Raw genomic sequence first — 25264 nt, forward strand, 5'->3', positions numbered from 1 at the left:
CACAACGATCTTCAGGATATCGTCCAGGCCCCTGATTTCTACGGGTGCCCTGTTGAGTTCTTCCATCAGTACCTCCAAATCGGCCGGACAGTCAACGCTTGTACCGCGCCTTCATGCAGTATAGCAACACACTGAAATGAAGCGCCATCATGAGGTGGGGAACGGTATGCCAGTGCGACGTGCTGGACATGATTGACAAATCCGCACGGGGGCAGTAGCATGAACTTATAGTCATGGAGCGCATGACCGTGCTCGTCCACTGGGAGGCCTGTCATGAACATCAACACACGCATCTGGGAAAACAGCATCGCAGGTCTGCCAAAAGAGGATCAGCAGGCTGAACAGTTCGAGCACTACGCCCGCGAGTTCTTCATACCCGACAGCATTGCTCCGTCCGTTTATTTGGCCAACGTGGGTGCCCTGATGGAACAGGCGGCCGAAGAGAGTGGAGTCCAGCCGACCCCATCGGCGGCCAAAATGGCTTTGTCGATGCAGCATCCCATCGGCTTCCCGACATGGTTTCTGGCAGCCTACCCGGACGTTGCCCTCTGGTTCACATCACAGGATGGTCCGGACCGTAAGGCCGTCGACGCCGAAGTAACCAGAAGATCAGCGGCATCTGGAGCCGCAGCCAGCCATCTCGTCGATGAGAACGGGTTCTTCGCGCACGCCGTCCTGCGGACGCTCATCGACCTGTACCACGAACGCACAGGTTCTGCGCTTGAATGCACGGCTCCTGATACTGACCTTCAGGAAGAGGGTGCAGCCGGTTCGACCGACGAGCAGGTCCTGACAGCTCAGCAGGCAGTCGACCTGATGGCCGCCAACATCACTCGTTATGAACGCGAGCTGGCAACCAGCTACGGGGACAGATTCGCGGGCATACGGCCACGGCTGACGGTGGCAGGACTTCTTCAACTTGGCTACTACGTCCTCGTAGACCACGTCATCCCATTGGCGACACTCATCCAGGCTTCCGACGAATCGGCATCAGCAGACGATCCGGTCGTCGAATTCGTGGAGCGGCTCGAGATAGAGGTATTCTGTGCCGAGGGAGGGGAAGGTGAACGAAAGCGCATCGAAGAGGCGTGTCACCTCTTGCGTTCGCGCATTCTCGACGTTGTCCTCCAGACCCGGGCCGACTTCGAAGAAACGCCGTCGCTCACTGAGGCCACCAGCAATTTCATGATTCTACCCCAGTTCGAGTCCCTGCGGCAGGTCATTGGCATCCGTCCGGCCAGCTAACAAGCGATTCTGGTCGGAAGCGAAGTCCGGCTAGGGGATGTCCGAGGGTAACGGTTCCGGCTCGATCAGTCCGTATGCCTCGGCGACGGGGACGACGAACATGATGCCGACGCCCTTCTGGGTCATGTCCCCGACTGCGTCCAGTACGACCTTCTTGGCGCGCTCCAGCGCTTCCGTGTTGCTGATGACCGAGAAGATCGTTCTACTGCTCTCCTGCACCGGCGAACCACCAAGCAGGCGAGCAATACCGGCCACGATCGGAATGTCGGCCGCAAGCATCTGACCCATGCCTCTGCTGTCGATGACAGTTGCGCCACCGACATCAATGGCAGTAAAGCCCTCCAGTACCTTGCGCACATGTGCATCACTGTTCAGCACAGCAACCAGCAGGAACATTGGCACCTCCGAAAAACATGTATCTTCGGTATCAGTGTGGCGGAGGGCGACCTTCTGTCAACTGCCGCACTATGGACGGGGGTCCAGGAGCTCCCCATCGGCGAGCGGCAGCGGTGTCTCTTCCGGCTGCGCGGGCGTTACACTGCAATGGGCTGCAGACGCGGATACAATGTCCTGCGCCGTCACGTCGTCCCCGAGTCCGCGGCGTCTGTGCCCCTTGCCCTTCGCGGCCTCCGGGTTGCGCCCAAGCAAAGACTCGGGCACGAACCCCGCATTCTTGAGGAAGAACCAGTTGGTCGCAGGCAGGTCGAGAGCCAGGTATGCCGAACGCGCCCCACGTTCCAGAGTCCCCTCCAGCACCAGCGGATGGGAACCGATCTGGATGAAACTCTCGAGGACTCCTTCGCCGGGATACGGCTCGGACGCGCCGAAGTGACGCGCGGCTGCTCGCAGGCCGTCATGGTCGGCGTAGTGCAGGCGGCAGTCCGGCGAGACCGACGCCAGCAGGCGTGCCATGAGAGGCGAGACGTGGGCGCCCTGCGGCACACCCACGGTCACCGTGTGGCGCGCGCTACGGGCCTGTTCGAGCAACCAGCCCTGGTGTCGGGCACGTTCCCCCACGACGATGCGCTGACCATCCACGACGCGATTGGGCAACCAATCCCGGACATCGCTGAGAGCCCTCGGGTCGATGCGCCGCACGGCCCCCTCCTGCTCGATGATGTTGACAATATGCCTCAGGACCGAATCCTGGGCCCCACGGTCGTGCACGAAATCGAGGTCACCCACCAGGATGAACTTGCCACGTGCACGGCTGAGCGCCACGTTCAACAGGCGAGGAGCCGGGTCGACGTCCCAGTCCTCCAGATTGCCCCGTGTCAGTGTCGACATGGACCACTGTGGTTCTCCGTCGGTCAGCGAGAAGATGACGACGTCCACCTCAGACCCCTGGTAGCGGTGAACCGTTGAGATCGTCAGCCGTTCCCGGTCCAGGGCCAGTTCGCGCGCCAAGGTCCCCAGCAGGCGCGCCTGGACGGCATAAGGCGTCACCACCCCGATGCTGATGTCCGGGTAGCGGGAGAGCATGCCGGCGGCGATCGTCATCACCGTGACCGCCTCCACCAGGTTGAGACGGGAGTACCCCTTGATCTCGCGGTAGCACCGTGTTTGCAGGAGCGACGTGTCCACGGCCGCCATGGCCTGTCCCTCGAACGGAGCCAGGCGCGCAATGGAACTGGTGCGGACGATGATGCGCTCGCCGTCGTCCAGCCGGTTCTGGTAGAACAGCCTGCTCACAGCCGAACGGATGGTCGGGTGCATGCGGTACTGCGTGTGCAGCATTGCCATGTCGGGCACGTCCTGACCCGCGCGCACTGCCTGCGTGATGCCCCGTACCTGGTAGATGTCCCGCTGGAGCCACTCACGCACGGCGGGCGTGGTACCTGAGGCAATCGGAGGCAGCTGCATGAAGTCTCCCGCGAAGACGATCTTGCCCTGCGCCCTCGCAGCGGCCAGGACATCGTACGGCACCAGTGACATGCTCGCCTCGTCGATGATGACGACATCGAACGAGCGCTCCATCAGCTCGTCCGACAAGGCCAGCTTTGTCAGCGTCGTCGCGACGACCGGCGTCTCGGTGACCAGCTTCTTCAGTTCCTTGTCGACACGGTGGCGCAGTTTGCCCATGTCACCCCTCACCGTCTCAAACTCGGCGGTGTCGAACAGCTCCTCTCGCTTCGCGTGTTCCAGCAGGTCACGGCGTCTGGACTGAAGACCAACAAAGCGCTCTGCGTCAACATTGCGCCTGGCAAGGATGTTGAGCGGGTTGATGTCGGACTCGAGCAGGAGGTCACGCCTGGTGATGATGCCATACCGGATCATGGCACCCTGGGCAAGGTACGGTGTCCCCCGGCAGGCGTTCACCACGGCAAGCGTCGCAACGTCGACTGCCGCGTTGCTGTGTGCCAGCAGCAGGACACTCTTGTGGCGCTCGATGAGTTCGCGCACGAGATAAGCGACGGTCCGCGTCTTGCCGGTGCCCGGAGGACCCCAGATGAAGCTGACATCGCGCTCGGCGACCTTCTGTAGTGCGTCCCGCTGCGATGGATCCAGCCACCGGTTGTCCACAAAAGCGCCGTTCAGCTCGGGCAGACTGTCCCCGGGAGCGGGAGGACTCAGCAGGGCAAGGGCCCGGCCGCAATCGTCTTCGTCCTTGAGCGCGTTCAGCCTGTCTTCCAGCTTCAACAGCAGGTCCCATGGCGTGGCAATCATGGTGGCCGCGCGCACCTGGGCCCCAAGGAACTCGCTGGAGGCAATCGACACCAAGTCCCGGTCTCCACCCGCGTATACTCCCTGCACCACCCGGCCGTCCACCTCGAGCTGGATCATGGACTCCTCTGGCAGGTTGACCTCATACGGGGTACTGAAGAAATAGAGGAAGTTCTCGTCGCCGGTGTCCGACACCAGTGTGCCCTCAACGAGGGCGTGACGATGCGTCCGCTCGGAGGCCTTCTCGGCGGTGACTTCGTCCTCGATTGCAGCAGCGAACGCCGCGATATGGACTGCCAGTTCTTCGTTCATGCGGGCTCCTGTCATCGCGGTGTTGTGCCACGCGAGTATTCATTATACCGCCGCGGGGTTTCCTGTATACTTAAAACATGACACACAGGAGTTCCCTGACATGCAGCGTTCCGTATGGGAGGTAGCCTCATGTACAAACCGACGACAAAACTCTCCGTTGTCCTGACCGAACACCCGCGGGCGGCGGCTTATCTCGCATCGATCAATCCACAACTGAAGCTCCTCGGTAACCCGGTCGTCATCGGTCTCATGGCCCCTCGCACCGATCTTCGGAAGGTCGCGGAACGTGCCGGCTGGACCGTAGAAGAGCTGGAAGCGGCCATAGTCCGCAGTGACACCGAGGGGACCGCACCAGCGACATCGGGAGAAGCTCCGGCAAAGATCAAGGAGGACCTCAAGGCCGTCCTCCGGAAACTGTACGCAGGCGAAGACCCTGTCACGTGCAAGGCGCAGTTCAAGGAGTTGATCGCCAAAGCGGACCCACTTCTCATCGCGACAGCTGAGGCGGAGCTGGCACGTGAGGGATTCTCCACTGACCAGCTCATGGAAGCATGTGACGTCCACATGGACGTCTTCCGCGACCAGCTGGCAAGTTCACGCACCGTGGTGCCGGACGGCCATCCGCTGAAGCTCTTTATCCGCGAACAGGATGCCATCATCGACTGGCTCGAGCAGGGATTCACCCTGGCCAGGACACTCAGCGCACTGGACGGATACGTAGCGGCGGAGAGCACCCTCGCCGAGCTGCGTGCCCTGATGCAGCATCTGCACGAGGCCCAGAGCCATGACGCCCGGCAGGAGAACACGCTGTTCCCCCTGCTGGAACGGTACGGCGTCGAAGAACCTCCTGCTATCATGTGGGCTGAACACAACCGCATGAAGGCGACGCGCGACATCATCGACAAAACGATTCGGGAGACGCCCGATGCCATGTCATACGCGCAGTTCGCACAGGTGCTGGCGGGAGCGTTTCAGCAGTGGCTGGAGACCTTCGTCCAGCACGCAAAGAAAGAACAGGAGATTCTGTACAACGTAGCACTTGACCTGCTGTCCGAAAAGGACTGGCAGGACCTTCAGCAGGAATCCCAGGAACTGGGGTTCTTCGCACTCCCAGGAGAGGAAAACCGATGAGCGATACCAGTCTCGACCTGTTCGAGGGTATGGACCTCGACATCCTGTTTGCGCTGTTTGATACGCTGCCCGTCGACGTCTCGTTCGTGAACGCGGACGATGAGGTGACCTACTTCAATTTGCCTGCCGCGGGGCGCATCTTCCCACGCACACGACTGGACATCGGGCGCAGGGTACAGCGCTGTCACCCTCCCCAGAGCGTCGACAAGGTTCAGCGGATCCTGGACGACTTCCGTGCGAAAAAGCGCTCTACGGCTGATTTCTGGCTGGAACTAGGCGGCAAGTTCATCTACATCCGATATTTCGCCATCTACGGCAAGGACGGCGCCTACCAGGGGACCCTCGAGGTCTCCCAGGACTGCACCGAGATCCGTTCCCTTCAGGGCGAAAAAAAACTCGAGGGCGAACCGGGCGTCTGAACCAGACTCGGACTACTGATACGTTACACGTTACATATGGAGGTGTACTCATGATTGGGCAGGTTGTCGTGGTTGGAGGACTCGCCGTGCTTGCGGCTGTTCTGTGGAGACAGGGGGCGTTCGGGAGTTCCAAGACGGGAGGAGTTCGCACGGAGTACCGCAGTATTCCGAGGGAAGACACGCGACACACGGACCTGCACGTGCGCATGGGGGCGGGCGGGCTGTCGCTGCAGGGCGGGGCTACCGGACTCATGGATGCCGACTTCACCAGCAGCCAGCCGGAACTGGACCCCGAGTTCGTGTACCGCATGAATGGCAACACGTGTGAGGTCAGCATCACGCAGCAACTGGACCATATGATCATTCCAACGTCGCATATTCGCTGCGATTGGCATCTGCGCTGTGCGAACGACGTCCCCGTGACCATTGACCTGGAGTCCGGGGCGGGAACGACCGACATCGATCTGAGTACCGTCCCCGTCCAGCAGTTGCACATGCGGACCGGTGCCGGCCAGGGTCGCGCCATCATCCTCGCGTCCAGGCTCGAGCACTTCGACCTGCAGACAGGAGCGGGGCGGCTCGACCTCGAGATCAGGGGCTCGCCGACTGCACCGGCGCACGGCAGTGTCCATAGCGGCGTCGGAGCACTGCAGATGCACATACCACGAACCACGCCGACCCGCATCCACATAGACAAGGCCATTGGCGGCGTCAATGTGCGAGGCTTCGTGCAGGATGGCCACAACTACACCAACTACGCTCCCGGCGCGACGCCGGCACTCGACATCGACATTCAGGTCGGCGTCGGTGAAGTGACACTGGACACCGTAGGCTGACATTGCTTCCTCCTGGGCATAACTAGTCCCCAGAGATATGGCCTCTGCATCGAGACAGCAATCGCCCCCGCCTGAGCGGGGGCGATTCTTCTTTCTGGCGCTTACGTGACTCGCTGCGTCGAGCGCTAGCTTTTGATGTGCGCGTCCAGCCAGTCGGCCGCGAAGGCCAGCACGCGCTCCTTTGCCCCGTCCGGCTCATGGTGGATGAAGTGATACAGTCCCGGCCACAGCTTCAGTGTCACGTCACCAGAGACGCCTGCGGCAAGACGCTTCGACCCTTCGGGCAGTGCAATGACATCGTCTTCGCCGTGCATCACCAGCAGGGGGGCCTGGATCTCCCCGGCGCGCGCAAGTGCCTCCGCATTGGCTTCCCCGATGACTGCGACCAATCCGACGGTGATCTTCTTGTACACCAGCGGGTCGGCGTCATATGCGTCCAGCACGGTGACGTCATGGCAGACCTTGTCTCGCGTGGCACCCATACCATTGTTGACAGCCATCGTTGGCACAAGGTGCCGCAGTGCTTTGACCTTGCCCATGGCGGCCGCTGACGCCTCCGGCATCACAAAGCCGCCGCTGCACAGCATGGCGCCCGCCAGCCGTGGATGTCTGCGGACAAGGTATGCGGCACTAAGGGTCGAACCCATGCTGAAGCCGTACAAGAACAGCGGCTTGCCAGGGAAGCGCGCCCTGACCTCGTCACAGTACTGGTCCAGGTCGTCCATGAAGTCGTCGAGTCGTGCGGCGAACGCCCGCCTGCCCTCGGACATGCCATGTCCCCGCAGGTCCCCTGCCACAAACGCGTACCCGCGGTCCACAAAGCTGTGACCAATATCAACGTACCGGCCCCCATACTCGCCCAGGCCGTGCACCAGAGCGACCACGCCGCGCACGTCTCCTTCGGGCGTCCACACGCGAGCGTACAGGTTCAGGTTATCCTTGCTGCGATACTGGAACTCCTCACTGTGCATCATTGCCTCCCAGACTCCGTGTCACTGCTCATGACAGTATAAGGTCCACCGGGGAACTTACTCATACCATATGGTTGCCAGCAGAACATGGACGGGGGCATTGTCCTGATTGAACAGCCTCACACTTCTCGTGGCTCCTTGATGGTCGGTCGTGAGAAGCAATGCATCCCCCGTGTTTATTCTCCACGTCTCATCGGTACCGGCGCTGGCGACCCACCAGTCAGCACCACCGCTGCAGTCGCTGGACCCGTAACGGCACTGCCCGGACAGGACCCCCGTCCGGGCAGCAGCGCAGAGAACGTAAGTATCAGGTTCTAGTAGATGGAATCCGGAACGTAGTACTTGGCTGCGTTGTCCTTCGTGATCAGGTCGGCCGACAGGATGACCTTGGCCGGGACCGTGGACTGGTAGAAGCCAGGAACGGGCATGTTGCGGACGCCGTAGACGGCAAGAGTAACGGCCGTGCCAGCCATGGAAACTGGATAGGTAACGTCGCACGGAACGAAGTCGGAACCGTCCATGACCATCTTGATGATATCCTTCATGCCGGCACCCGGCACGATGAACATCTCGGTCTCACGCTTAGCTTCCTTGATGGCCTGGATAGCGCCTAACGCGACGTCGTCATCGCCGGCCCAGACTGCGTTGATCGTCTTGAACTGCTGCAGCCAGTTCTCCATGAGGGTGAGACCCGTGGCTTGAGACCAATTGGCAGGCTGATCAGCAAGGATCTTGATGTTTGGATAGTTCTTCAGGACATCCTTGAAGCCGGTGACGCGGTCGGTGTTGACCTGGCAGGGAATGCCTTCCATGATGAGGATGTTGCCCTTGCCGTTCAGCTTCTTGACCATGAACTCGGCGGACTGCTTGCCGAATGCATAGTTGTCGCCGGCGACGTACACGTCGGCGAACACGGGTGGAAGGACGCCACGGTCGATGACCACGACGTACTTGCCGGCTTTCTTGACCTCGCCGACGACGGGGGTTAGCGTGGCGGAATCGTAGGGCAGAATGACGAGGCCGTCGATGCCTTGTGCCATCAGGTCCTCAACATCAGAAACCTGCTTCTGAGCTGTGTCGGCAAGGACAAGCTTGAACGTGGTGTTGGGATCCTTTATCTTCCAGTCAGCGATAGCCTTCTGGGCGTAATATACAATGCCACCTGTCCAGCCGTGGTCGGCGGATGGAACAGAGACGCCGATAACCTTGGGAGTCGTGTCGGTCGGGATAGTCGGATCAGTTGTCACGACGGGGGTCGTGGTAACAGGCGGCGTGGTGGTGACAGGAGGTGTGACTGCGGTGGACTTGCAGCCGGTAAATGCGAAAACCGCTACAAGCAGAACAACAAGCAGCATGGAAATCTGTTTTTTAAACATGTCTGATTCTCCTCTCTTCTCTCGTTGTATGGTCGTACTGCCTCTTGGTTCGCTGTTTCAGACTACCCAATATAACCTATTGCTACTATGACGTTACGTGCTCTTCGGCTCACCCCCTTGCGCTGCAGCAGGTCGTCACGCCCTGCGGTTCTACTTCGTCTCGCCTCGTCCGCGCTGGACGAGGACGGCTGCAATAATGACCAGGCCCTTGACGGCGCCCTGCAGATATGCGGAGACGTTCAGCCAGTTAAGCATGCTGCTGACGACGCCGAGAATGATGACTCCGATAACCGTCCCCCAGATCCACCCTCGGCCACCCTTCATGCTCGTGCCGCCAATGACGACCGCGGCAATGGCGTCGAGTTCGAGCCCCGCACCGAAGTTGGAGCTGCTGACGGCGTTGATGCGCGAGCTAAACATCAGCGCCATGAGAAACACACCAAACCCGAGGATCATGTACGCGATGATCTTGATGCGGTCCGTCTTGATGGCCGAGTAGCGCGCCACGTCCTCGTTGGAGCCGACCGCATACATGTAGCGGCCAAGGCGGGTGTTGTTGAGGATAATGTGACAGACGACGGCGAAGACAAGGAAGACGAAGATGGCATATGGGATCCCCAGGAACGAGCCTTGCCCGATGACCGGGTAGGTGTCGGTCGCGCCCCGGAACTCGCCTCCATTCGCCGCCTGGAGGACGACGGAGCGGTAAATGGCTCCGGTGCCAAGGGTCACAATGAATGGTGCGATGCGTCCTTTGGTGGTCAGGGTACCGACAGCCCATCCACAGGCAACTGCCAGAGCGCATCCGGCGACGAGGGCCAGGATGATAGACGGTACGGAACCCTTGAAGTGGTTCGTGGTCACCAGCATGAGGCCTCCGGTCATCGCCGCCATCGAGCCTACAGAGAGGTCGATGCCGCCAGTGATGATGACAAACGTCATGCCCACGGCGATACAGCCCATGTAGGACACCTGTTTGAGCACGTTCACGACGTTGTTGATCTTGAAGAACTCCGGCTGGAGGACGAGCATGATCAGCAGCAGGACGGTCAGAGCCACAAACGGCCCGTACTTCTCGATGTTGAAATTGCTGATGCGGTCCTTGAGTGAAACCTTAGCAGGCATGGGCGGGGACTCCTTTCTTGAGACCTGTTGCCAGGAACATGATGTCTTCCTCGTTGACGTCCTTCCCCTGGACGAATCCGGCTAGCTGGCCACCACGCATGACAGCAACGTGATCGCACATGCCAACGATTTCGGGAAGCTCGGAGGAGATGACAATGCAGGACTTGCCCTGCCTGGCGAGGTCGTTGATGAATCGGTAGATCATCTGCTTCGTGTTGATGTCGATGCCGCGTGTCGGCTCGTCGAGGATCACGATCTCGGGCTCGACCTCCATGGCTTTGGCCAGCGCGACCTTCTGCTGGTTGCCGCCCGACAGGTAGCGCACGAGCTCCGTGATGGACTTGCACCGGATGTCGAACGCCTGAACGTACTTTGCCGCCGTTCTGCCCTCGGCCTTCCTGTCCACAAATGGGTGACAGTACTTGCCCAGCGACACGATCGTGATGTTCTCGGTGATATTCATGTCGACGATGAGGCCAGTGCGCTTGCGGTCCTCGGGAAGGTACACGATGTGATGTCGGATCGCCTCGTCATACTGATTCAACCCGACCTGCTTGCCCATGACCGTGATGCTGCACCCGGGAGTTTTGTGGCGCAATCCCACCAATGCTTCCATGAGCTCTGTACGGCCGGAGCCGACAAGGCCCGAAAATCCCAGGATTTCGCCTTTGCGCAGCTGGAAGGAGACATCCTGGATAACGCCGGGTATGGACAGATTCTGGACGTCCAGCACGACATCCTCCCCAGGGACCGCCTTTGCAGGATACAGCTCCTGGAGCTCCCGACCAACCATCAGGCGGGCCATGTCCTCTTCCGCGACGTCGCAGGCGTTGTTTGTCGAGATGCGGCGACCGTCCCGAAGAACCGTCACAGTATCACAGATCTGCTTCACTTCCTTGAGACGATGGCTGATGTAGAAGATGGTAACGCCCTTCTCCTTGAGCTGACGGATGCTTGCAAACAGGATCTCGATCTCGTTGTCGGTCAGGACTGCCGTCGGCTCGTCCATGATCAGGACCTTCGAGTCGTTGGAGAGCGCCTTGGCGATCTCGACCATCTGTTTCTTCGCGACAGACAAACTTGCTATTGACGCCCTCGGGTCTGTGCTGCTCTCACCAACCTTTGCCAGCAGTGATCTGGTCTCCACGATCATCGCCTTCTTGTCCAGCAGGCCGCCCGCGCGGACCAGTTCCTTGCCCAGGAAAATGTTCTCGTACACGGTGAGGTCCGGTATCAGGTTCAACTCCTGATGGATCATGGAAATGCCCATCTCCTTGGCAGCGATGGGTCCCGCAATGACGACCGGTTTCCCCTGGAACACGACGCTGCCCTCTGTCGGCTGTGCAAAGCCAGCCAGGATGTTCATGAGCGTACTCTTGCCGGCTCCATTTTCCCCGATGATCCCGTGAACCTGCCCCGGGACACCGTCGACGTCGACGTGGTCGAGCACGCGGACGCCCGAGTAGTCCTTGCAGATCCCTTTTGCGCTGATCAGGACCTCGTTCACAGTACCTCCGCTAGTTGTTGGACATCGCCTTGTCAAAGGCGACACCAGACTTCTTGAAGTCCATCCTGCGCACGAACGCCAGTGCTTCCTGAGCGCCCGCCTCACGTTCCATGCCTGAGTCTTCCCACTCGACCGACAGCGGACCTTCATACCCGATGTCGTTGAGGGCGCGGATGATACGCTCGAAGTTGACACCACCACGACCGAGTGAAACGAAGTTCCATCCGCGACGCATGTCGCCGAAGGTGATGTGCGAGCCAAGGAGGCCCCCACGAGGGCCAGGGTTCAGCATCGCGTCCTTCATGTGAACGTGATAGATGCGGTCCTTGAAATCATAGATGAACTGCTCCGGCGCGATGCCCTGCCAGTACAGGTGGCTCGGATCGAAGTTGATACCGAACGAGGGCCGATGCCTGATAGCATCGAGGGTGCGCACGGTCGTCCAATAGTCGAACGCAATCTCAGTGGGGTGGACCTCGAGCGCGAACTTGATGCCGTTCTGTTCATAGACGTCGAGGATCGGGTTCCAGAGGTCTGCAAACTGCGCATATCCTGCTTCGATCCACTCGTCGGACACCGGCGGAAACGAGTACCAGCCCTCCCAGATCGAGGAACCGGTGAACCCCGTCACGACAGAGGCGCCAAGCAAACGTGCGACAACTGCAGCCTTCTTCATCTGGTCGATGGCCCATGCCCGCATCTTCTCAGGCTGACCATGCAGCTCTGCAGGAGCAAACACATCAAACCGCTCGTCGTTCCGTGAGCAGACAAGCTGGCCGGCAAGGTGATTGCCGATGGCATGGCACTGGAGGTGGTTCTTCTCCATCGTGTCTTTGAGGCTGCGAACGTACGCGTCGCTCTCGACCGCCTTGTCGATGTTCAGGTGTTCACCCCAGCAGGCGATTTCAAGACCGTCGTATCCCCATGAGGACATCTTGCTGCACAGTGTGTCGAAGGGCATATCCGCCCACTGCCCGGTAAACATCGTCACTGGTCTCATACATTGCCTCCGTTAGATGTCGAAGGAGGCGTCGACCCATGCCGCGCCTTCCTTGCTGCTCTTCACACAATCAAACACGAACTTGGTCCCGCGGGCACCGTCGACGACGGTCGGGAAGACGTCCAACGCGTCCGGGGTGCGGTCCTGCTTCCTGGCCATAAGCACGTTGCAGAAGTTCCTGTACAGGTTTGCAAACGCCTCGAAGTACCCTTCCGGGTGACCGGCAGGGAGGCGTGTAACGTGTCCAGCGGCAGCCGAGAGGTATCCGCTGCCACGCGTCAACAGCTGCAGAGGACCTCCTTTCTTCTGGAAGCGGAGAACGTTGGGGTTTTCCTGCTCCCACTCGATGGCGCCATCCGTCCCGTACACGCGGATACGGAGACCATTCTCTTTGCCGATGGCTACCTGCGACGACCAGTAGTTCCCCGACGCTCCACCCTTGTACTTCAGGAGTATATACGCGTTGTCGTCGAGCGGACGCCCCTCAACGAACGTCTCGAGGCTGGCTGCCAGCTTGTCGATCTCCAATCCTGTAATGAAGTGCACCAGGTTCTCGATGTGCGTGCCGATGTCACCAACACAGCAAGACACACCGGCATACTTCGGGTCCGTCCGCCAGACGGCCTGACGGTTGGTACCTGCACGTTCGATGGGGTCGGCCAGCCAGTCCTGCGGGTATTCTGCAGCCACGACGCGGAGCGTCCCGAGAGCCCCGGTTCTGACGAGGTTGCGGGCTTCGCGCACCATGGGGTAGCCAGTGTAGGTATAGGTCACCATGAACTCGACCTTGTGCGAAAAGGCAAGTGCGACCAGTTCCTTCGCCTCTTCCTCCGTGAATGCCATCGGCTTCTCACAGACAACGTTGATGCCCTGTTCGAGGAATGCCTTGGCCACCGAAAAGTGGATGTGGTTGGGGACAGTGACGATGACGAAGTCAATCCTGCCCTCCGTGCGTGCTCCCTCCTCGACGGCCATTTCATGGAAATCAGCATATGCGCGGTCAGCGTCGATACCAAGCTCCTTCGCGACCTGGACCGTCTCCGATGGGAGGTCAGAAAAACTCCCGGCAACCAGCTTCGCCTGATTGTTCATTGCGATAGCGGCGCGATGCACTGGGCCGATGAAAGATCCTGGTCCTCCGCCTACCTGCCCATACAGGAGGCTGGCCCCTGTATCGTTCAACTTGCCTTCGATCATGTCACTTCCCCCTTTCCAGAAGAGTCGATATGCGCTTGTACTGGTCTTTCACCGATCGGTACAGCTGACGATATTCCTCATACCACTGTGTATACTGCTGGCCTCTCCACGGATCTGGCCGGTAGCTCTCGGTCAGTTTGACCCAGGCGCGTGTGTCCGAGCCGACCGCTTTCGCTGCCAGCCGTGCGGAGCCATAGGCTGCTCCTTCGTCCACGAGAGGACTCCAGATGTCGACGCCAAGGTTGTCCGCCAGCATCTGGCACCACGTGTGTGAACGCGATCCTCCGCCTACGATGCGCACACTGCTCATCGGCGTGCCCAGGTCCCGAATGCATTCGGCACCTTCCCGCAGAGCAAATACTACACCCTCGTGGATGGCACGCAAGACGTCGCCCTGCCCATGAAACGAGCTGAGCCCAAAGAGGACCCCACGAGCATCCGAGTCACGATGGGGCGTGCGCTCCCCGTTCAGGTATGGAAGGAAGATGACGCCGTTGGAGCCTACCGGGCTGCTGTTCACGAGCTCCTCGACACGTCCGAAGGACATCCTGCCAGCGAATCGTTCGCGGTACCAGTCCAGCGAGTTCGTGGCCGATAAAATGACCGCCATGTGATAGGTGCTGCCGGAGAGCACGTGCTGGAACAGGTGTACGCGCCCGCTCTGGTCCGGAGTGCTGTTGCCGCTGACCGCGACGACTGTCCCACTGTTCCCAAGGCTTATCATAGTGTCACCCGGGGCCTCCACGCCGCACCCGTAGGCAGACGCAGCGTTGTCAGCTCCCCCCACGATGACGGGAACGCCCGTAAGACGCGGAAGATCTGGACATGATACAGAGCCGACAATAGCACCGGACGGGCGCACCTCAGGAAGCATCGACACGTCGATCCCGAGGAGCTTGCAGGCTTGCTCGTCCCATACGTTCTTTGGAACACTGTACAGGGACGTCCCTGATGCGTCTGACGGGTCCGTGCACAGGATGCCGGTCAACCGCCACGCGATGTAGTCCTTGGGAAGGCAGACCCGGGCGACACGCGCAAACTGCTCGGGCTCATTATGGCGGAGCCACAGGATCTTCGGGGCGGTGAACCCAGAAAGGATCGGGTTTCCAAGGCTTTCTATGACTGCTTCTTCGCCGCCGTATCGTTCCGTGAGTTCCGTGGCTTCAGCCGCCGTCCGCTGGTCCGACCACAGGATAGCAGGGCGCACAACGTCTCCCTGCGCATCCAACGGAACCAAGCTGTGCATTTGCCCGCTGACCGATATTCCCATGATCTGACAGTTGCGGTCAATAGTCAACTGATCGAGCACGGACACCGTGGACGCCCACCACAGCTCCGGGCTCTGCTCCACCCAGCCTGGACGCGGCGTTGCAAGACGCAGAGGGGCGCTAGCCTGGGCGACGATAGTTCCGAGGCTGTCTGTGAGGAGGCCCTTCACGGACATGGTCCCAATATCGATCCCTACGAAACATACTTTCACGGTACCAGCCTCCCTGAGTCGGGCTCGCCACGCTGTGAACTCACCACGCCGGCGAATGTCCACATACCCGCGGACTCCGCCTCTCGTACGAGTTCTGGGACCTGTCGTTTGCCCATGGTAGCATCCTAGTTTCTAATTTTTCATTACCAATGCTATACATAGTCTCACACTTGTCAAGATGGCCAGCCACTCGTCCCATATAGGAGATGAATCCAGGCCATGTTGCGGATTCCTCCTGTCTCATTGTGGTCCGTCAGCGCCCGTCACACTCATGTCATTCTATGGTGTAGAGCCGACAGTTGCCCTGATCACCAGAGTCTCGAGTTCCTCCTGTGTTCTGGACATACTGAGAGTCAGCTCCCCGTCCAGCGCAAAGGTTGTCCATACCGATGTGAAATGCCCCTGACAATACGAATGCCCCCGGCGGGAGGAGACCGGCTGTCGTCGGTCTAACCGGGGGCATCTGAAGCACGAGAGGGTGGCGCAACTGCGACAGTTGCGCCACTTGTAAAGGAGGCTGCCGGGAAATCCTGTGGATTCACCGACATACCCGGTGAACGGTCCACTCCCGCAGGCCTGTCTACATCAGCTCTTCCCGTTCCATTACCTGAACCGTCTCGGCGAACGACCGAACACCACTCGAAGCCCCTGTAGCCGTAACACACATGGCCCCGACCGTCACGGCAAGCTGGGCGCACCGAGAGGCATTCCACCCGTGCACGAGGCCCGCCGTGAACCCAGCGACAAACGCATCGCCTGCGCCAGTCGTGTCGACGGCTGAAACGACAGGAGCGGCAACATGCTCTATCACACCATCCTCTGTCCGCAGAAGACAGCCCTTGTCACCTAGCTTGATGATGACGTTCCGTGCGCCACGAGCGACAAACGACGCTGCCATCGCCTCCGGCTCAGTGACACCGCTCAGCATAGCGGCCTCGGCCTCGCTTGGCAGAAAATAGTCACAGAACGGCAGACATGTCTCGATTGACTTCATCCATCTTCCTGACGCGTCCCACGCCGTATCGAGCAGGGTCACCGCCCCACTTTCCCTGGCACCTCTGAGGACCTCCGCCGTCGGTTCTCCGTCCAGCTTCGGCATAAGGAGAGACCCGGCTACGACCAGGATGTCAGCCGACCGCACCAGCTCCATGTCCACGTCTTCAGAAACAAACATGGCATTGGCACCAAGACAATGGAGAAACGAGCGCTCGCCATCGGGCGCGACCAGGACAACCGTAGCCGACGTCTGTATACCGCCTGCACATCGCAGACCACTGACGTCCACCCCCTCCTGTTCCAGTGTGTGCAGGACAAAATCGCCAAAACCGTCGCGACCGATCTTCCCCAGGATGCTGCACACTACGCCAAGTCGGGAAAGGTCGATACCTACGTTGGCAGCACACCCACCCGTGTGCAGTTCCAGCTGGTCAATGGGCACCATCAGTCCGCGTTCGGGCATGCCGTCCACCGGTCTCGCAATGACATCGGCACACACAATACCCAGGACCACGACCTTGCTGCTGCTCACGACACACTCCTGATGGGCAGGCAGGTCAGAGGAGACGACCTGCCTGCCCAATCAACTATTGCTTCTTACGCGTACTGACGTCGACCGCCACAGCGATCAGCAGCACAGCTCCCTTCACAACATATTGGTAAACGACGCCCAAGTTCATCAGGCTCATGCCGTTGTCCAGCGACGCCATGACCAGAGCACCGATGATGGCACCGAACACCGTACCCTCACCACCCATCGTCGAGGTGCCGCCAATGATGCAGGCCGCGATGACATCCAGTTCCATGCCCGTTCCTGCCCCACCCGTTGCCGCATTTAGTCTGGAGGTATAGACAATACCGGCGATAGCGACCGCGAGTCCCTGAAGCACGAAAATCAGGAAGTTCGTCTTCTTGACGTTGATGCCCGAAAGTCGTGCGGCGTCCTTGTTGCCGCCGATGGCGTATACATACCGCCCAAACGTCATATTCTGTGAGACGAAACTGAAGATGAGAACCATCGCCATGACGATGAGAATGGCATACGGGATGCCGTGATAGAAAACCATAATGGAAAAGACCAGCGCGATGATGACAGACATGCTCACTTGTATCAACATCTGCCTGCGCGGGGATGAAACCGCAAATCCGTGTTTGATACGCCCTCTGCGGCTGCGCAGCGCCGAGATGTTGTACAGGATAATAGCAAGGATACCAATGAGAGCGCTGAAATCGTTGAAACCGGCAACCTTGATGAATAATTGAGGGAGATACCCCTGGCCAAACTGACGGAACAACTCACTGTTGGGACTGATAGTGTTGCCGCCGGTCACACCCAGGAGCCCGCCACGCATGATGAGCATCCCGGCCAGCGTAACAATAAATGCCGGGACGCCGACATACGCCACCCAGTACCCTTGGAATAATCCGATGACTAAACCAAGGAGCAGCGTCACTGGGACGGCAAGCAGCGTCGGCCAACTCGCCTTGGTGATAAGGGTAGCGACCACGGCGCCGGTGAAACCAACCGCGGATCCCACCGACAGGTCGATGTGGCCTGCAACCATGACCAGCACCATTGTACACGCGACAATGGCAACGGTGGCCGACTGCAGGAACAAGTTCGACAGGTTCCTCGTGCTTATGAAGATGCCCTTCGTCAACACAGTAAAGATGCTCCACACGAGCAGTAGCGCAAGGATCATCGTGTACTGCCGTACGTTGACACGCATCCAGTTACGCCAGTTGCCTCCCGGTGAGTTCTGCGGCTGTGTGACCGTCTTGGAGTTCACGTTCTCCATGGTTACTTACCTCCCGTTGCCAAGTACATGACCTTCTCCTGCGTGGCTTCCTTCCAGGAGAGGTCTCCAACCAGTCGACCCATGTGCATGACCAGAATGCGGTCACTGATGCCAAGAATCTCGGGCAGCTCAGATGAAATCATGACGATACACACGCCCTGTTCCACGAGCTGGTTCATGATGTTGTAGATCTCGATCTTGGCGCCGACGTCGATACCGCGCGTCGGCTCATCGAGAAAGAGGACCTTGGGGTGTGTCATCAGCCACTTCCCCACGACGACTTTCTGCTGATTGCCACCAGACAGATTGCCCACTTTCTGTTCCACAGAGGGCGTCTTGATGGACAGGTCCCCGACGTATTGCTCGGTGCGCCGGATCTCTTCGTTGCCGTCGATAACGCCGTTCTTCCACAGCTTCGCCATGCTGGCAAGCGTTATGTTGCCGCACAAATCCATCATGGCGATAAACCCGTATCGTTTGCGGTCCTCGGACAGATAGGCCACACCCTTCTCAATACAAGCACTGGGACTATTCGCAACCATCTTCTTGCCGTTCAATAGGAGTTCACCGGTCCGTCCAACACCGTAACTGCCAAAAATCGACATGGCCAGTTCGGTACGTCCAGCGCCCATGAGGCCCGCGATGCCCAGAATCTCGCCCTTGCGAATATTGAAGCTGACGCCGTCGATGACCTTGCGCGTCGGAAGGTCCTTGTCATAGACCGTCCAATCCCTGACCTCGAGGACCGTTTCTCCGGGCGTATGCTCGACACGCGGAAAGCGCTGGGTGATCTCGCGTCCCACCATCAAGTTGATCATACGCTCCTCGGACATGTTCTTCACATCATCGGTCGCGATAGTTCTGCCATCTCGCAGGATGGTAACGCGATCGGCGATCTGAGCAACCTCCGAGATCTTGTGTGAAATATAGATACAGGACACTCCCTTTGCCCGAAGGTCACGGAGTATCTGCATGAGAGTCTCGGTCTCGGTTTCTGTGAGCGCTGCCGTCGGCTCATCGAGAATGAGCAAGCTCGCGTTCTTGGACACGGCTTTCGCAATCTCTACCAGCTGCTGCTCTCCAACGCCGAGGTCGATGATCTTGGTAAGCGGGTTACGATTCAGATGAACTTCGTGCAGCACCTTGCTTGCTGCAACAAACGTTGCGTCCCAATCGATAATGCCGTTCTTCTGAAACTCACTCCCGAGATAGATATTCTCTCGGATGCTCATCTGTTTCACAAGGGCAAGTTCCTGGAAGATGATAGCAATGCCAGCCTTCTCGCTGTCCCGCGTTCCAGTAAATTGCAGCTCCGCCCCATTGAACATCATCGCACCAGTGTATGACCCGAAAGGATACACCCCTGCCAGAACCTTCATCAGCGTGGACTTGCCGGCACCGTTTTCCCCAACCAGTGCATGGATTTCCCCTCGCTTCACGTTGAAGCTGACGTCATTGAGTGCCTTGACGCCTGGGAATTCCTTGGTGATATGGTTCATTTCAAGAATGAAGTCATCCATCCCTTCCACCTTCCATATTTCGCTGGGTCCCGCACACTCGATCGGCAGGGTTCCCGCACCTCCATGTCCTTCCGGAACTCACTGGGGGAGCGGGCGAGCCCGCTCCCTGGTTTGTACAATGACTTCCTACTTGTAGACGTCTGCCTTCTGGAGGTATCCGCTGTCGATCAGCTGAACGTCGATGTTCTCCTTGGTGACAGCGACGGGGACCAACAGGATAGAAGGAACATCCATCGTGCCGTTATTGACGGTCTGGGTAGCCTTGGTGAGAGGCTGGCCGGCAAACATTGTCTGGGCTGCTTCGACGGCAGCGTCGGCAAGCATACGGGTGTCCTTGAAGACTGTCATGCCCTGGGTACCCTTGACGATACGCTGAGCAGCGGCCAGTTCAGCGTCCTGACCGGTAATCGGAACCTTGCCGGCAAGACCCTGAGCGGCGAGCGCCTGGATGCAGCCACCGGCTGTGCCGTCGTTCGGAGCAAGAATGCCCTGGATGTTGTTCTTGTTGGCCGTCAGCGCATTCTCCATGATCTTCTGCGCATTCTCGGGCTTCCATTCAACAACAGCCTGGTCGGCAACGATCTTGATGTCACCCTTGTCGACAAGAGGCTGGATGACGCTCATGGCTCCTTGCTTGAAGAGCTTGGCATTGTTGTCGGTCGGGGCGCCGGAAAGAATAGCGTAGTTGCCCTTCGGAACAGCAGTGGTCAGCCAGGTACCCTGGAGCACGCCGACTTGCACGTTATCAAATGAGATGTAGACGTCGTCGTTGGCAGTATTCATGACCAGGCGGTCATAGGAGATGACCTTGATGCCTGCGGCACGCGCCTTGTCGACGATCGTTGCGGCGGCAGCAGCATCCTGCGGTGCAAGGATGAGGACGTTGATGCCCTGGGTGAAGAGGTTTTCGCATTGGCTTTCCTGCGTAGCGGCATCCATGTTGGCGATCTGTGTCAACAGCTCGATGCCCTGGTCAGCACAATCCTTGGTGATACGATCCTTGTCCCTGACCCACCGCTCTTCCTGCAGCGTGGCAAGAGACAGGCCAATCTTCAGCTTCTGCGCCACGGGAGNNACGATTGCCCTAAACGTTCTCTTCATGAGCCATTCCTCCTTGAACTATTCTGGCATCATTGCCAGTATCACGGAACGTCACGCTTGGCAGAAAATCTGACCTAGCGTGCCAATGCCAAGTCCAACCCCAGAGGGCTGGCTCGTCCCATCACACTTGTGTCGGGACCCCGCACTAATGCAGGCAGTCTACGATTGCCTGCGTCACGAGCGTTTCCAGGTACTCCTGCCGACCCGAACGGCTGGGCGCCGGCTGTTTGTCGAGGATATAGGTTTCAAGACTTGCAAAATCCGCCTTGCCATCCACGATTTCCTTACCGATACCGGTAGCATAAGACGCATATCGCTGTTCGACAAATCTGTCCAGCTCGCCACTTCCAATGAGCCTTGCAGCCGCTCGCAGACCTAGAGCGAAGGTGTCCATGCCGGCTACATGCCCCATGAACAGGTCGTCGAGCTCGAAAGAAGCGCGGCGCACCTTGGCGTCGAAGTTCAGTCCGCCCGGCTGAAGGCCGCCGTTCTTGATGACTTCCATCATCGCGAGTGTGGAGGCATACGCATCAGTCGGCATCTGGTCAGTATCCCAGCCAAGAAGGGGGTCGCCCTGGTTGGCGTCGACGCTGCCCAGCTTCCCATTGACGCGGCAGTAGCGCAACTCATGCTGGAAGGTGTGACCGGCAAGGGTCGCGTGGTTGGCTTCGATATTGAACTTGAAGAAGGGGTCGAGGCCGTAGCCGCGCAGGAAGGCAAGTGCGTTCGCGGCATCGAAATCATATTGGTGCTTCGACGGCTCGAAGGCCTTGGGCTCGATGAGGAACTGCCCTGTGAACCCGATCTTATTAGCGTAGTCGACGGCCATGTGGAAGAAGCGCGCCATATTGTCCTGCTCCAGACCATAGTTTGTGTTGAGCAGGGTCTCATACCCCTCACGACCGCCCCAGAAGACATAGTTCTGCCCACCGAGGCGCTTGCTGACCTCCAGCATATGCTTGACCTGCCCGGCGGCGAACGCAAAGATGTCGGCGTTGCAGGAGCTGGCCACCCCATGGACAAAGCGGGGGTTGCTGAACATGTTGGCGGTGCCCCACAGCAGGCGGACAGGGCTAGTCTTCATGTGGTCTTCGATCAGTCCAACGATAACGTCCAGGTTGCGGTTGGTCTCCCGCAGGGTGTCCCCTTCGGGGGCAATGTCGCGATCGTGAAAGCAGAAAAACGGGATGCCGAGCTTCTCACAGAACTCGAAGATGGCATCGACCTTGACCTTCGCCTTGTCCATAGGGTCGCTGATCGTCGTCCATGGCCGCTGCATGGTCCCCCAGCCGAACATGTCGGTGCCATCGGCGCCCAGCGTGTGCCAATAGGCAGCGGCAAAGCGCGTCCAGTCCGCCATCGTACGGCCGAGCACTATCTCGTCTGCCTTGTAGTACTTGAAAGCAAGCGGGTTTGTCGATCCTTGTCCCTCATAGGCAATCGCGGTGATGTTGTCGAATATCATGATGGTCTCCTTCTGGTTAGCTGCGCCGTTCCACTAGCCGGGCAGATATCTTGAAACGTTCTCGCAATGCTTGATAGAGTTCCTTGTACTCCGTGAACCAGGGAGCATACAGGCGACCTTTCTCCTCATCCGGCTCGTAGCGCTCGACCAGCTTTACCCATCCGGTCGTGTCAATGCCCGCCGCGTTGGCCGCGAGGCGCGCCGACCCATATGCTGCGCCCTCGTCCACCAGGGGACTCCAAATGGGCGTCCCGAGGTTGTCCGCCAGCATCTGGCACCAGACGTGCGAGCGCGAACCTCCGCCAACGACGCGCACATTGGTCATTGGCGTCCCCATATCAGCGATGCTCTCAGCTCCCTCTCGCAACGCAAAGACGACACCTTCGTGGACAGCACGCAACATGTCCCCCTGGCTGTTGAACGAGCTCATACCGTACAAGACGCCCCTGGCGTCAGGGTCGCGGTGCGGCGTACGCTCTCCATTGAGGTACGGAAGGAAGAGGACACCGTTGCTGCCCACCGGGCTCTGCCCGACCATCTCCTCGATACGACCATAGGAAAGGTTCTGAGCGAAGCGCTGCCGGAACCAGTCGAGCGCTCCCGCAGCCGAAAGGATGACCGCCATGTGATAGTAGCAGTCCTTGGTGACATGACTGAACAGGTGCACCCGACCCGTGAGATCCGGGTTCGGAGTGGCGGTAACGGCCACAACTGTACCGCTGGTCCCCAGACTGACGACTGTATCGCCAGGCTTCTCGACACCACACCCGAATGCCGACGCCGCATTGTCCGCCCCTCCGGCAACAACCGGAACACCTCTGAGCCGTGGCAGATCCGGGCAGGTGATCGCTCCGATGACCGAACCGACGCCCACCAGATCCGGCAGCATCGAACGCCGGACTGCCAAGACATCCAGGATGTGATCGTCCCACACGCCCTCGCGCACGCGGTAGAGCGACGTGCCAGACGCATCTGAAGGTTCTATGGCGAGCCGGCCGGTCAACTTGAGGACGAGATAGTCTTTGGGCAGGCAGAACCGCGCAATGCGGGCAAAATTGTCAGGTTCGTTGGTGCGCAGCCACAGCAACTTTGGCGCGGTGAATCCCGTCAACACGGGGTTGCCGAATGTCTTGATGACTTCCTGCTCACCACCGCAGGCCTCGGTCAGTTCGACGCACTCCTGCTGCGTGCGCTGGTCACACCACAGAATGGCGGGGCGCACGACGTCATCCACCGCATCAAGCGGCACGAGGCTATGCATCTGACCGGATATCGAAACGGCGAGGATCTCGAGATTACGATCAACGGTAAGTGTGTCCAGGAGCTGAATGGTCGCCTTCCACCAGTCTTCCGGGCTTTGCTCGGCCCACCCGGGTCGGGGCGTCGATAGCCGAATCGGGGCCGAGGCTGTTGCGATAATCGTACCGGACGCATCGACCAGCAATCCCTTAACAGACGCTGTCCCCGCATCGATACCAATGATACATTCCCTCATCTATGCCATCCCGTCTCGTTCTTACCCCCCTGCACGCCCCATTCACAATTAGGTGCAGGCCAGACTCCACATTTCAACAGCGATTCCAGATGCCCAATCAATGCAATCAATCTGTTCATAACGTTCTATTAGCAATACTAGAAAGTTTCGTAGGAAAGTCAACAGTTCGCGCGCTTCCGGTTGCACACAGCTTGGAATGCACGTTTCAAAATCATCATGAGAACGCCGGAAATTGCTGATATACTCTCGCGGGTCATCAGCCACATGAGGAGAGTACTGAATGAAGACTTTTCTGTTCGACCTTGACGGTACACTACTGGGCGCAGACGAAAACGAGTTCATGCATGCGTATTTCGGTGAACTCACACGTGCCTTGCACGGCCTCCTTCCCGCAGAGGGACTAGCCAGTAACATCCTCGCTGCGACGTCGCGCATGCAGGCGGACACAAGCCCGGGCAGCAGCAACCTGGTGAAGTTCAGGAGAGAGTTCGAGGCCTTGTATCAAGGCGTCGACCAACAGGCCGTTTGGGATCGCATCATGGAGTTCTACGCGACGACCTTCGACAACGTCCACGATGTTATGAGACGCAACGAACCCCTCCACCGGAGCGTCGTGTACCTGCGCGAAAAGGGATACCGCGTCCTGCTGACGACCAATCCCATCTTCCCACAGCTGGCCACCTACAAGAGGCTGGCATGGGCCGGATTCTCTTCGGATACGTTCGAATACATCAGTACGATGGAGAATTGCGGCTACTGCAAGCCCAATGCGGAATACTGGCAGCACGTTGCTACCACCATGAACGTCGATCCCACGCAGGCGGTCGTGGTGGGCAACGATTGCACTGAAGATATGTCAGCACGTCTGGTCGGTATCGAGACCTACCTCGTGACAGACTACGTCATCGGCGACGCAGCGTCATCGGGGGCCGACCACGTCTCCGACAGCCTCGGTTTCGAGAGCTGGGTCCTGGCGAATTACTGAGTCTGGAACCACAGCACGCAGTGTTCAGTCTTCTACGACGCTTACACTACGCGGCGCTCAATCTTCTACGACGCTACACTACGCGGCGCTCAATCCTCTATGATTTCGGGTATCCTCTTGATGCGAGGGTCGGTGAAGACATCAGTTTCATCGCTGCTCGTGCTGGAGAATTCTGAGACGATCGCACCCTCGGGACCTGCCTGGAACCAATGGAGAGTGTTCGGAGGGATGGTGTACTGGTAGCCGGGAAGCAGCTCGATTTCGTGGAACACCGCGTAATAAGCCTCACTTCCTTTTGGCACCGTCGCCTGCGGATGACTCACAGGCTCTCCCTCGACATACAGCCAGACCTTCCCCCACCTGCAACGGAAGGTCTCCATCTTCCCCGACTTGCCCCCCACTGACGGATGCCTATGCTCCGGACAAGTCTGACCAGGAAACAAGGTCATTTCCTTTGCGCAATACCGGTCGGTGTTTACATACACGACGAGTTCCAACCCCTGACGCTCGAAGTCACCCAGCCCGTACTCGGCAACCTCTATGTTGGCCTTCTCGCTGGGCGTCAGGACAATGTGTGCTTCTTCCATCATGGCGACAGTTCGTTCCTGGACCTTCTTCACTTGACTTCTTGTTATCATTG

Annotated in this window: 21 protein-coding genes; 5 read left to right on the forward strand and 16 right to left on the reverse strand. The window is 59.0% G+C overall.

Going from position 1 to position 25264, the window contains the following annotated elements; translation table 11 throughout:
• Positions 1–273 precede the first annotated feature (273 nt).
• Positions 274–1245 (forward strand): hypothetical protein, encoded by a 972-nt coding sequence (locus SMC3_RS05000; protein ID WP_119087679.1) that lies wholly within the window; start codon positions 274–276, stop codon positions 1243–1245.
• 30 nt (positions 1246–1275) lie between these two features.
• Here SMC3_RS05000 and SMC3_RS05005 read toward each other — a convergent pair whose 3' ends face one another.
• Entirely contained in the window at positions 1276–1641 is a 366-nt protein-coding gene (locus SMC3_RS05005; RefSeq protein ID WP_119087680.1) for a P-II family nitrogen regulator, read from the reverse strand.
• A gap of 69 nt (positions 1642–1710) precedes the next feature.
• A complete protein-coding gene (locus SMC3_RS05010; protein ID WP_165846586.1) occupies positions 1711–4221 on the reverse strand; it encodes a DEAD/DEAH box helicase in 2511 nt (836 codons plus the stop codon).
• A gap of 129 nt (positions 4222–4350) precedes the next feature.
• Between SMC3_RS05010 and SMC3_RS05015 the strand changes: the two genes are divergently transcribed.
• Genes SMC3_RS05015 through SMC3_RS05025 form a run of 3 tightly spaced genes read left to right on the forward strand, consistent with a single transcriptional unit; the run spans position 4351 to position 6607 of the window.
• A complete protein-coding gene (locus SMC3_RS05015; protein WP_165846587.1) occupies positions 4351–5352 on the forward strand; it encodes a DUF438 domain-containing protein in 1002 nt (333 codons plus the stop codon).
• Positions 5349–5771 (forward strand): PAS domain-containing protein, encoded by a 423-nt coding sequence (locus SMC3_RS05020; RefSeq protein WP_119087683.1) that lies wholly within the window; start codon positions 5349–5351, stop codon positions 5769–5771. Before SMC3_RS05015 ends, SMC3_RS05020 begins: the two co-directional genes overlap by 4 nt.
• A gap of 50 nt (positions 5772–5821) precedes the next feature.
• Positions 5822–6607 (forward strand): toast rack family protein, encoded by a 786-nt coding sequence (locus SMC3_RS05025; protein WP_119087684.1) that lies wholly within the window; start codon positions 5822–5824, stop codon positions 6605–6607.
• 125 nt (positions 6608–6732) lie between these two features.
• Here the strand turns inward: SMC3_RS05025 and SMC3_RS05030 are convergent, their stop codons facing one another.
• The 13 genes from SMC3_RS05030 to xylB (SMC3_RS05095) form a co-directional block, all read right to left on the reverse strand.
• Positions 6733–7578: an alpha/beta hydrolase gene (locus SMC3_RS05030; protein WP_165848231.1), complete on the reverse strand. Its 846-nt coding sequence runs from the start codon at positions 7576–7578 to the stop codon at positions 6733–6735.
• A 314-nt stretch (positions 7579–7892) separates the two neighbouring features.
• A complete protein-coding gene (locus tag SMC3_RS05040) occupies positions 7893–8954 on the reverse strand; it encodes a substrate-binding domain-containing protein (protein WP_119087687.1) in 1062 nt (353 codons plus the stop codon).
• Positions 8955–9104: 150 nt separating this feature from the next.
• Positions 9105–10079: an ABC transporter permease gene (locus SMC3_RS05045; RefSeq protein WP_119087688.1), complete on the reverse strand. Its 975-nt coding sequence runs from the start codon at positions 10077–10079 to the stop codon at positions 9105–9107.
• Positions 10069–11586, reverse strand: coding sequence for a sugar ABC transporter ATP-binding protein (locus SMC3_RS05050; RefSeq protein ID WP_119087689.1), 1518 nt, complete (start codon positions 11584–11586; stop codon positions 10069–10071). The genes SMC3_RS05045 and SMC3_RS05050 overlap by 11 nt, the downstream gene beginning before the upstream one ends.
• Positions 11587–11596: 10 nt before the next feature.
• Entirely contained in the window at positions 11597–12586 is a 990-nt protein-coding gene (locus tag SMC3_RS05055; protein WP_119087690.1) for a sugar phosphate isomerase/epimerase family protein, read from the reverse strand.
• A 12-nt stretch (positions 12587–12598) separates the two neighbouring features.
• Positions 12599–13783, reverse strand: coding sequence for a Gfo/Idh/MocA family protein (locus SMC3_RS05060; RefSeq protein WP_119087691.1), 1185 nt, complete (start codon positions 13781–13783; stop codon positions 12599–12601).
• Between the two features lies 1 nt (position 13784).
• Complete coding sequence (xylB, locus tag SMC3_RS05065) at positions 13785–15263, reverse strand: xylulokinase (RefSeq protein WP_207799180.1); 1479 nt, start codon at positions 15261–15263, stop codon at positions 13785–13787.
• Positions 15264–15843: 580 nt separating this feature from the next.
• Entirely contained in the window at positions 15844–16791 is a 948-nt protein-coding gene (locus tag SMC3_RS05070; protein ID WP_165846588.1) for a carbohydrate kinase family protein, read from the reverse strand.
• 55 nt (positions 16792–16846) lie between these two features.
• Entirely contained in the window at positions 16847–17989 is a 1143-nt protein-coding gene (locus SMC3_RS05075; RefSeq protein WP_119087804.1) for a sugar ABC transporter permease, read from the reverse strand.
• 71 nt (positions 17990–18060) lie between these two features.
• A complete protein-coding gene (locus tag SMC3_RS05080; RefSeq protein ID WP_119087693.1) occupies positions 18061–19578 on the reverse strand; it encodes a xylose ABC transporter ATP-binding protein in 1518 nt (505 codons plus the stop codon).
• Between the two features lie 126 nt (positions 19579–19704).
• Positions 19705–20679: a sugar ABC transporter substrate-binding protein gene (locus SMC3_RS05085; RefSeq protein ID WP_119089905.1), complete on the reverse strand. Its 975-nt coding sequence runs from the start codon at positions 20677–20679 to the stop codon at positions 19705–19707.
• 145 nt (positions 20680–20824) lie between these two features.
• Positions 20825–22144: a xylose isomerase gene (xylA, locus tag SMC3_RS05090; protein ID WP_207799676.1), complete on the reverse strand. Its 1320-nt coding sequence runs from the start codon at positions 22142–22144 to the stop codon at positions 20825–20827.
• A gap of 16 nt (positions 22145–22160) precedes the next feature.
• Positions 22161–23639 carry a xylulokinase gene (gene xylB / locus SMC3_RS05095; protein WP_119089907.1) on the reverse strand — a complete coding sequence of 493 codons (1479 nt, stop codon included), beginning with the start codon at positions 23637–23639 and terminating at the stop codon, positions 22161–22163.
• A gap of 280 nt (positions 23640–23919) precedes the next feature.
• Here xylB (SMC3_RS05095) and SMC3_RS05100 point away from each other — a divergent pair, with 280 nt between their 5' ends.
• The gene (locus SMC3_RS05100; RefSeq protein ID WP_119087696.1) at positions 23920–24624 is read left to right on the forward strand and encodes an HAD family hydrolase; all 705 of its coding nucleotides are present in this window, start codon (positions 23920–23922) and stop codon (positions 24622–24624) included.
• Between the two features lie 89 nt (positions 24625–24713).
• On the opposite strand, the gene SMC3_RS05105 is transcribed toward SMC3_RS05100, so the two are convergent.
• Positions 24714–25262 carry a D-lyxose/D-mannose family sugar isomerase gene (locus tag SMC3_RS05105; protein WP_119087697.1) on the reverse strand — a complete coding sequence of 183 codons (549 nt, stop codon included), beginning with the start codon at positions 25260–25262 and terminating at the stop codon, positions 24714–24716.
• Positions 25263–25264: the final 2 nt, after the last annotated feature.

The organism is Candidatus Cryosericum hinesii, from assembly GCF_003570985.1.
Taxonomy (GTDB): Bacteria; Caldisericota; Caldisericia; order Cryosericales; family Cryosericaceae; genus Cryosericum; species Cryosericum hinesii.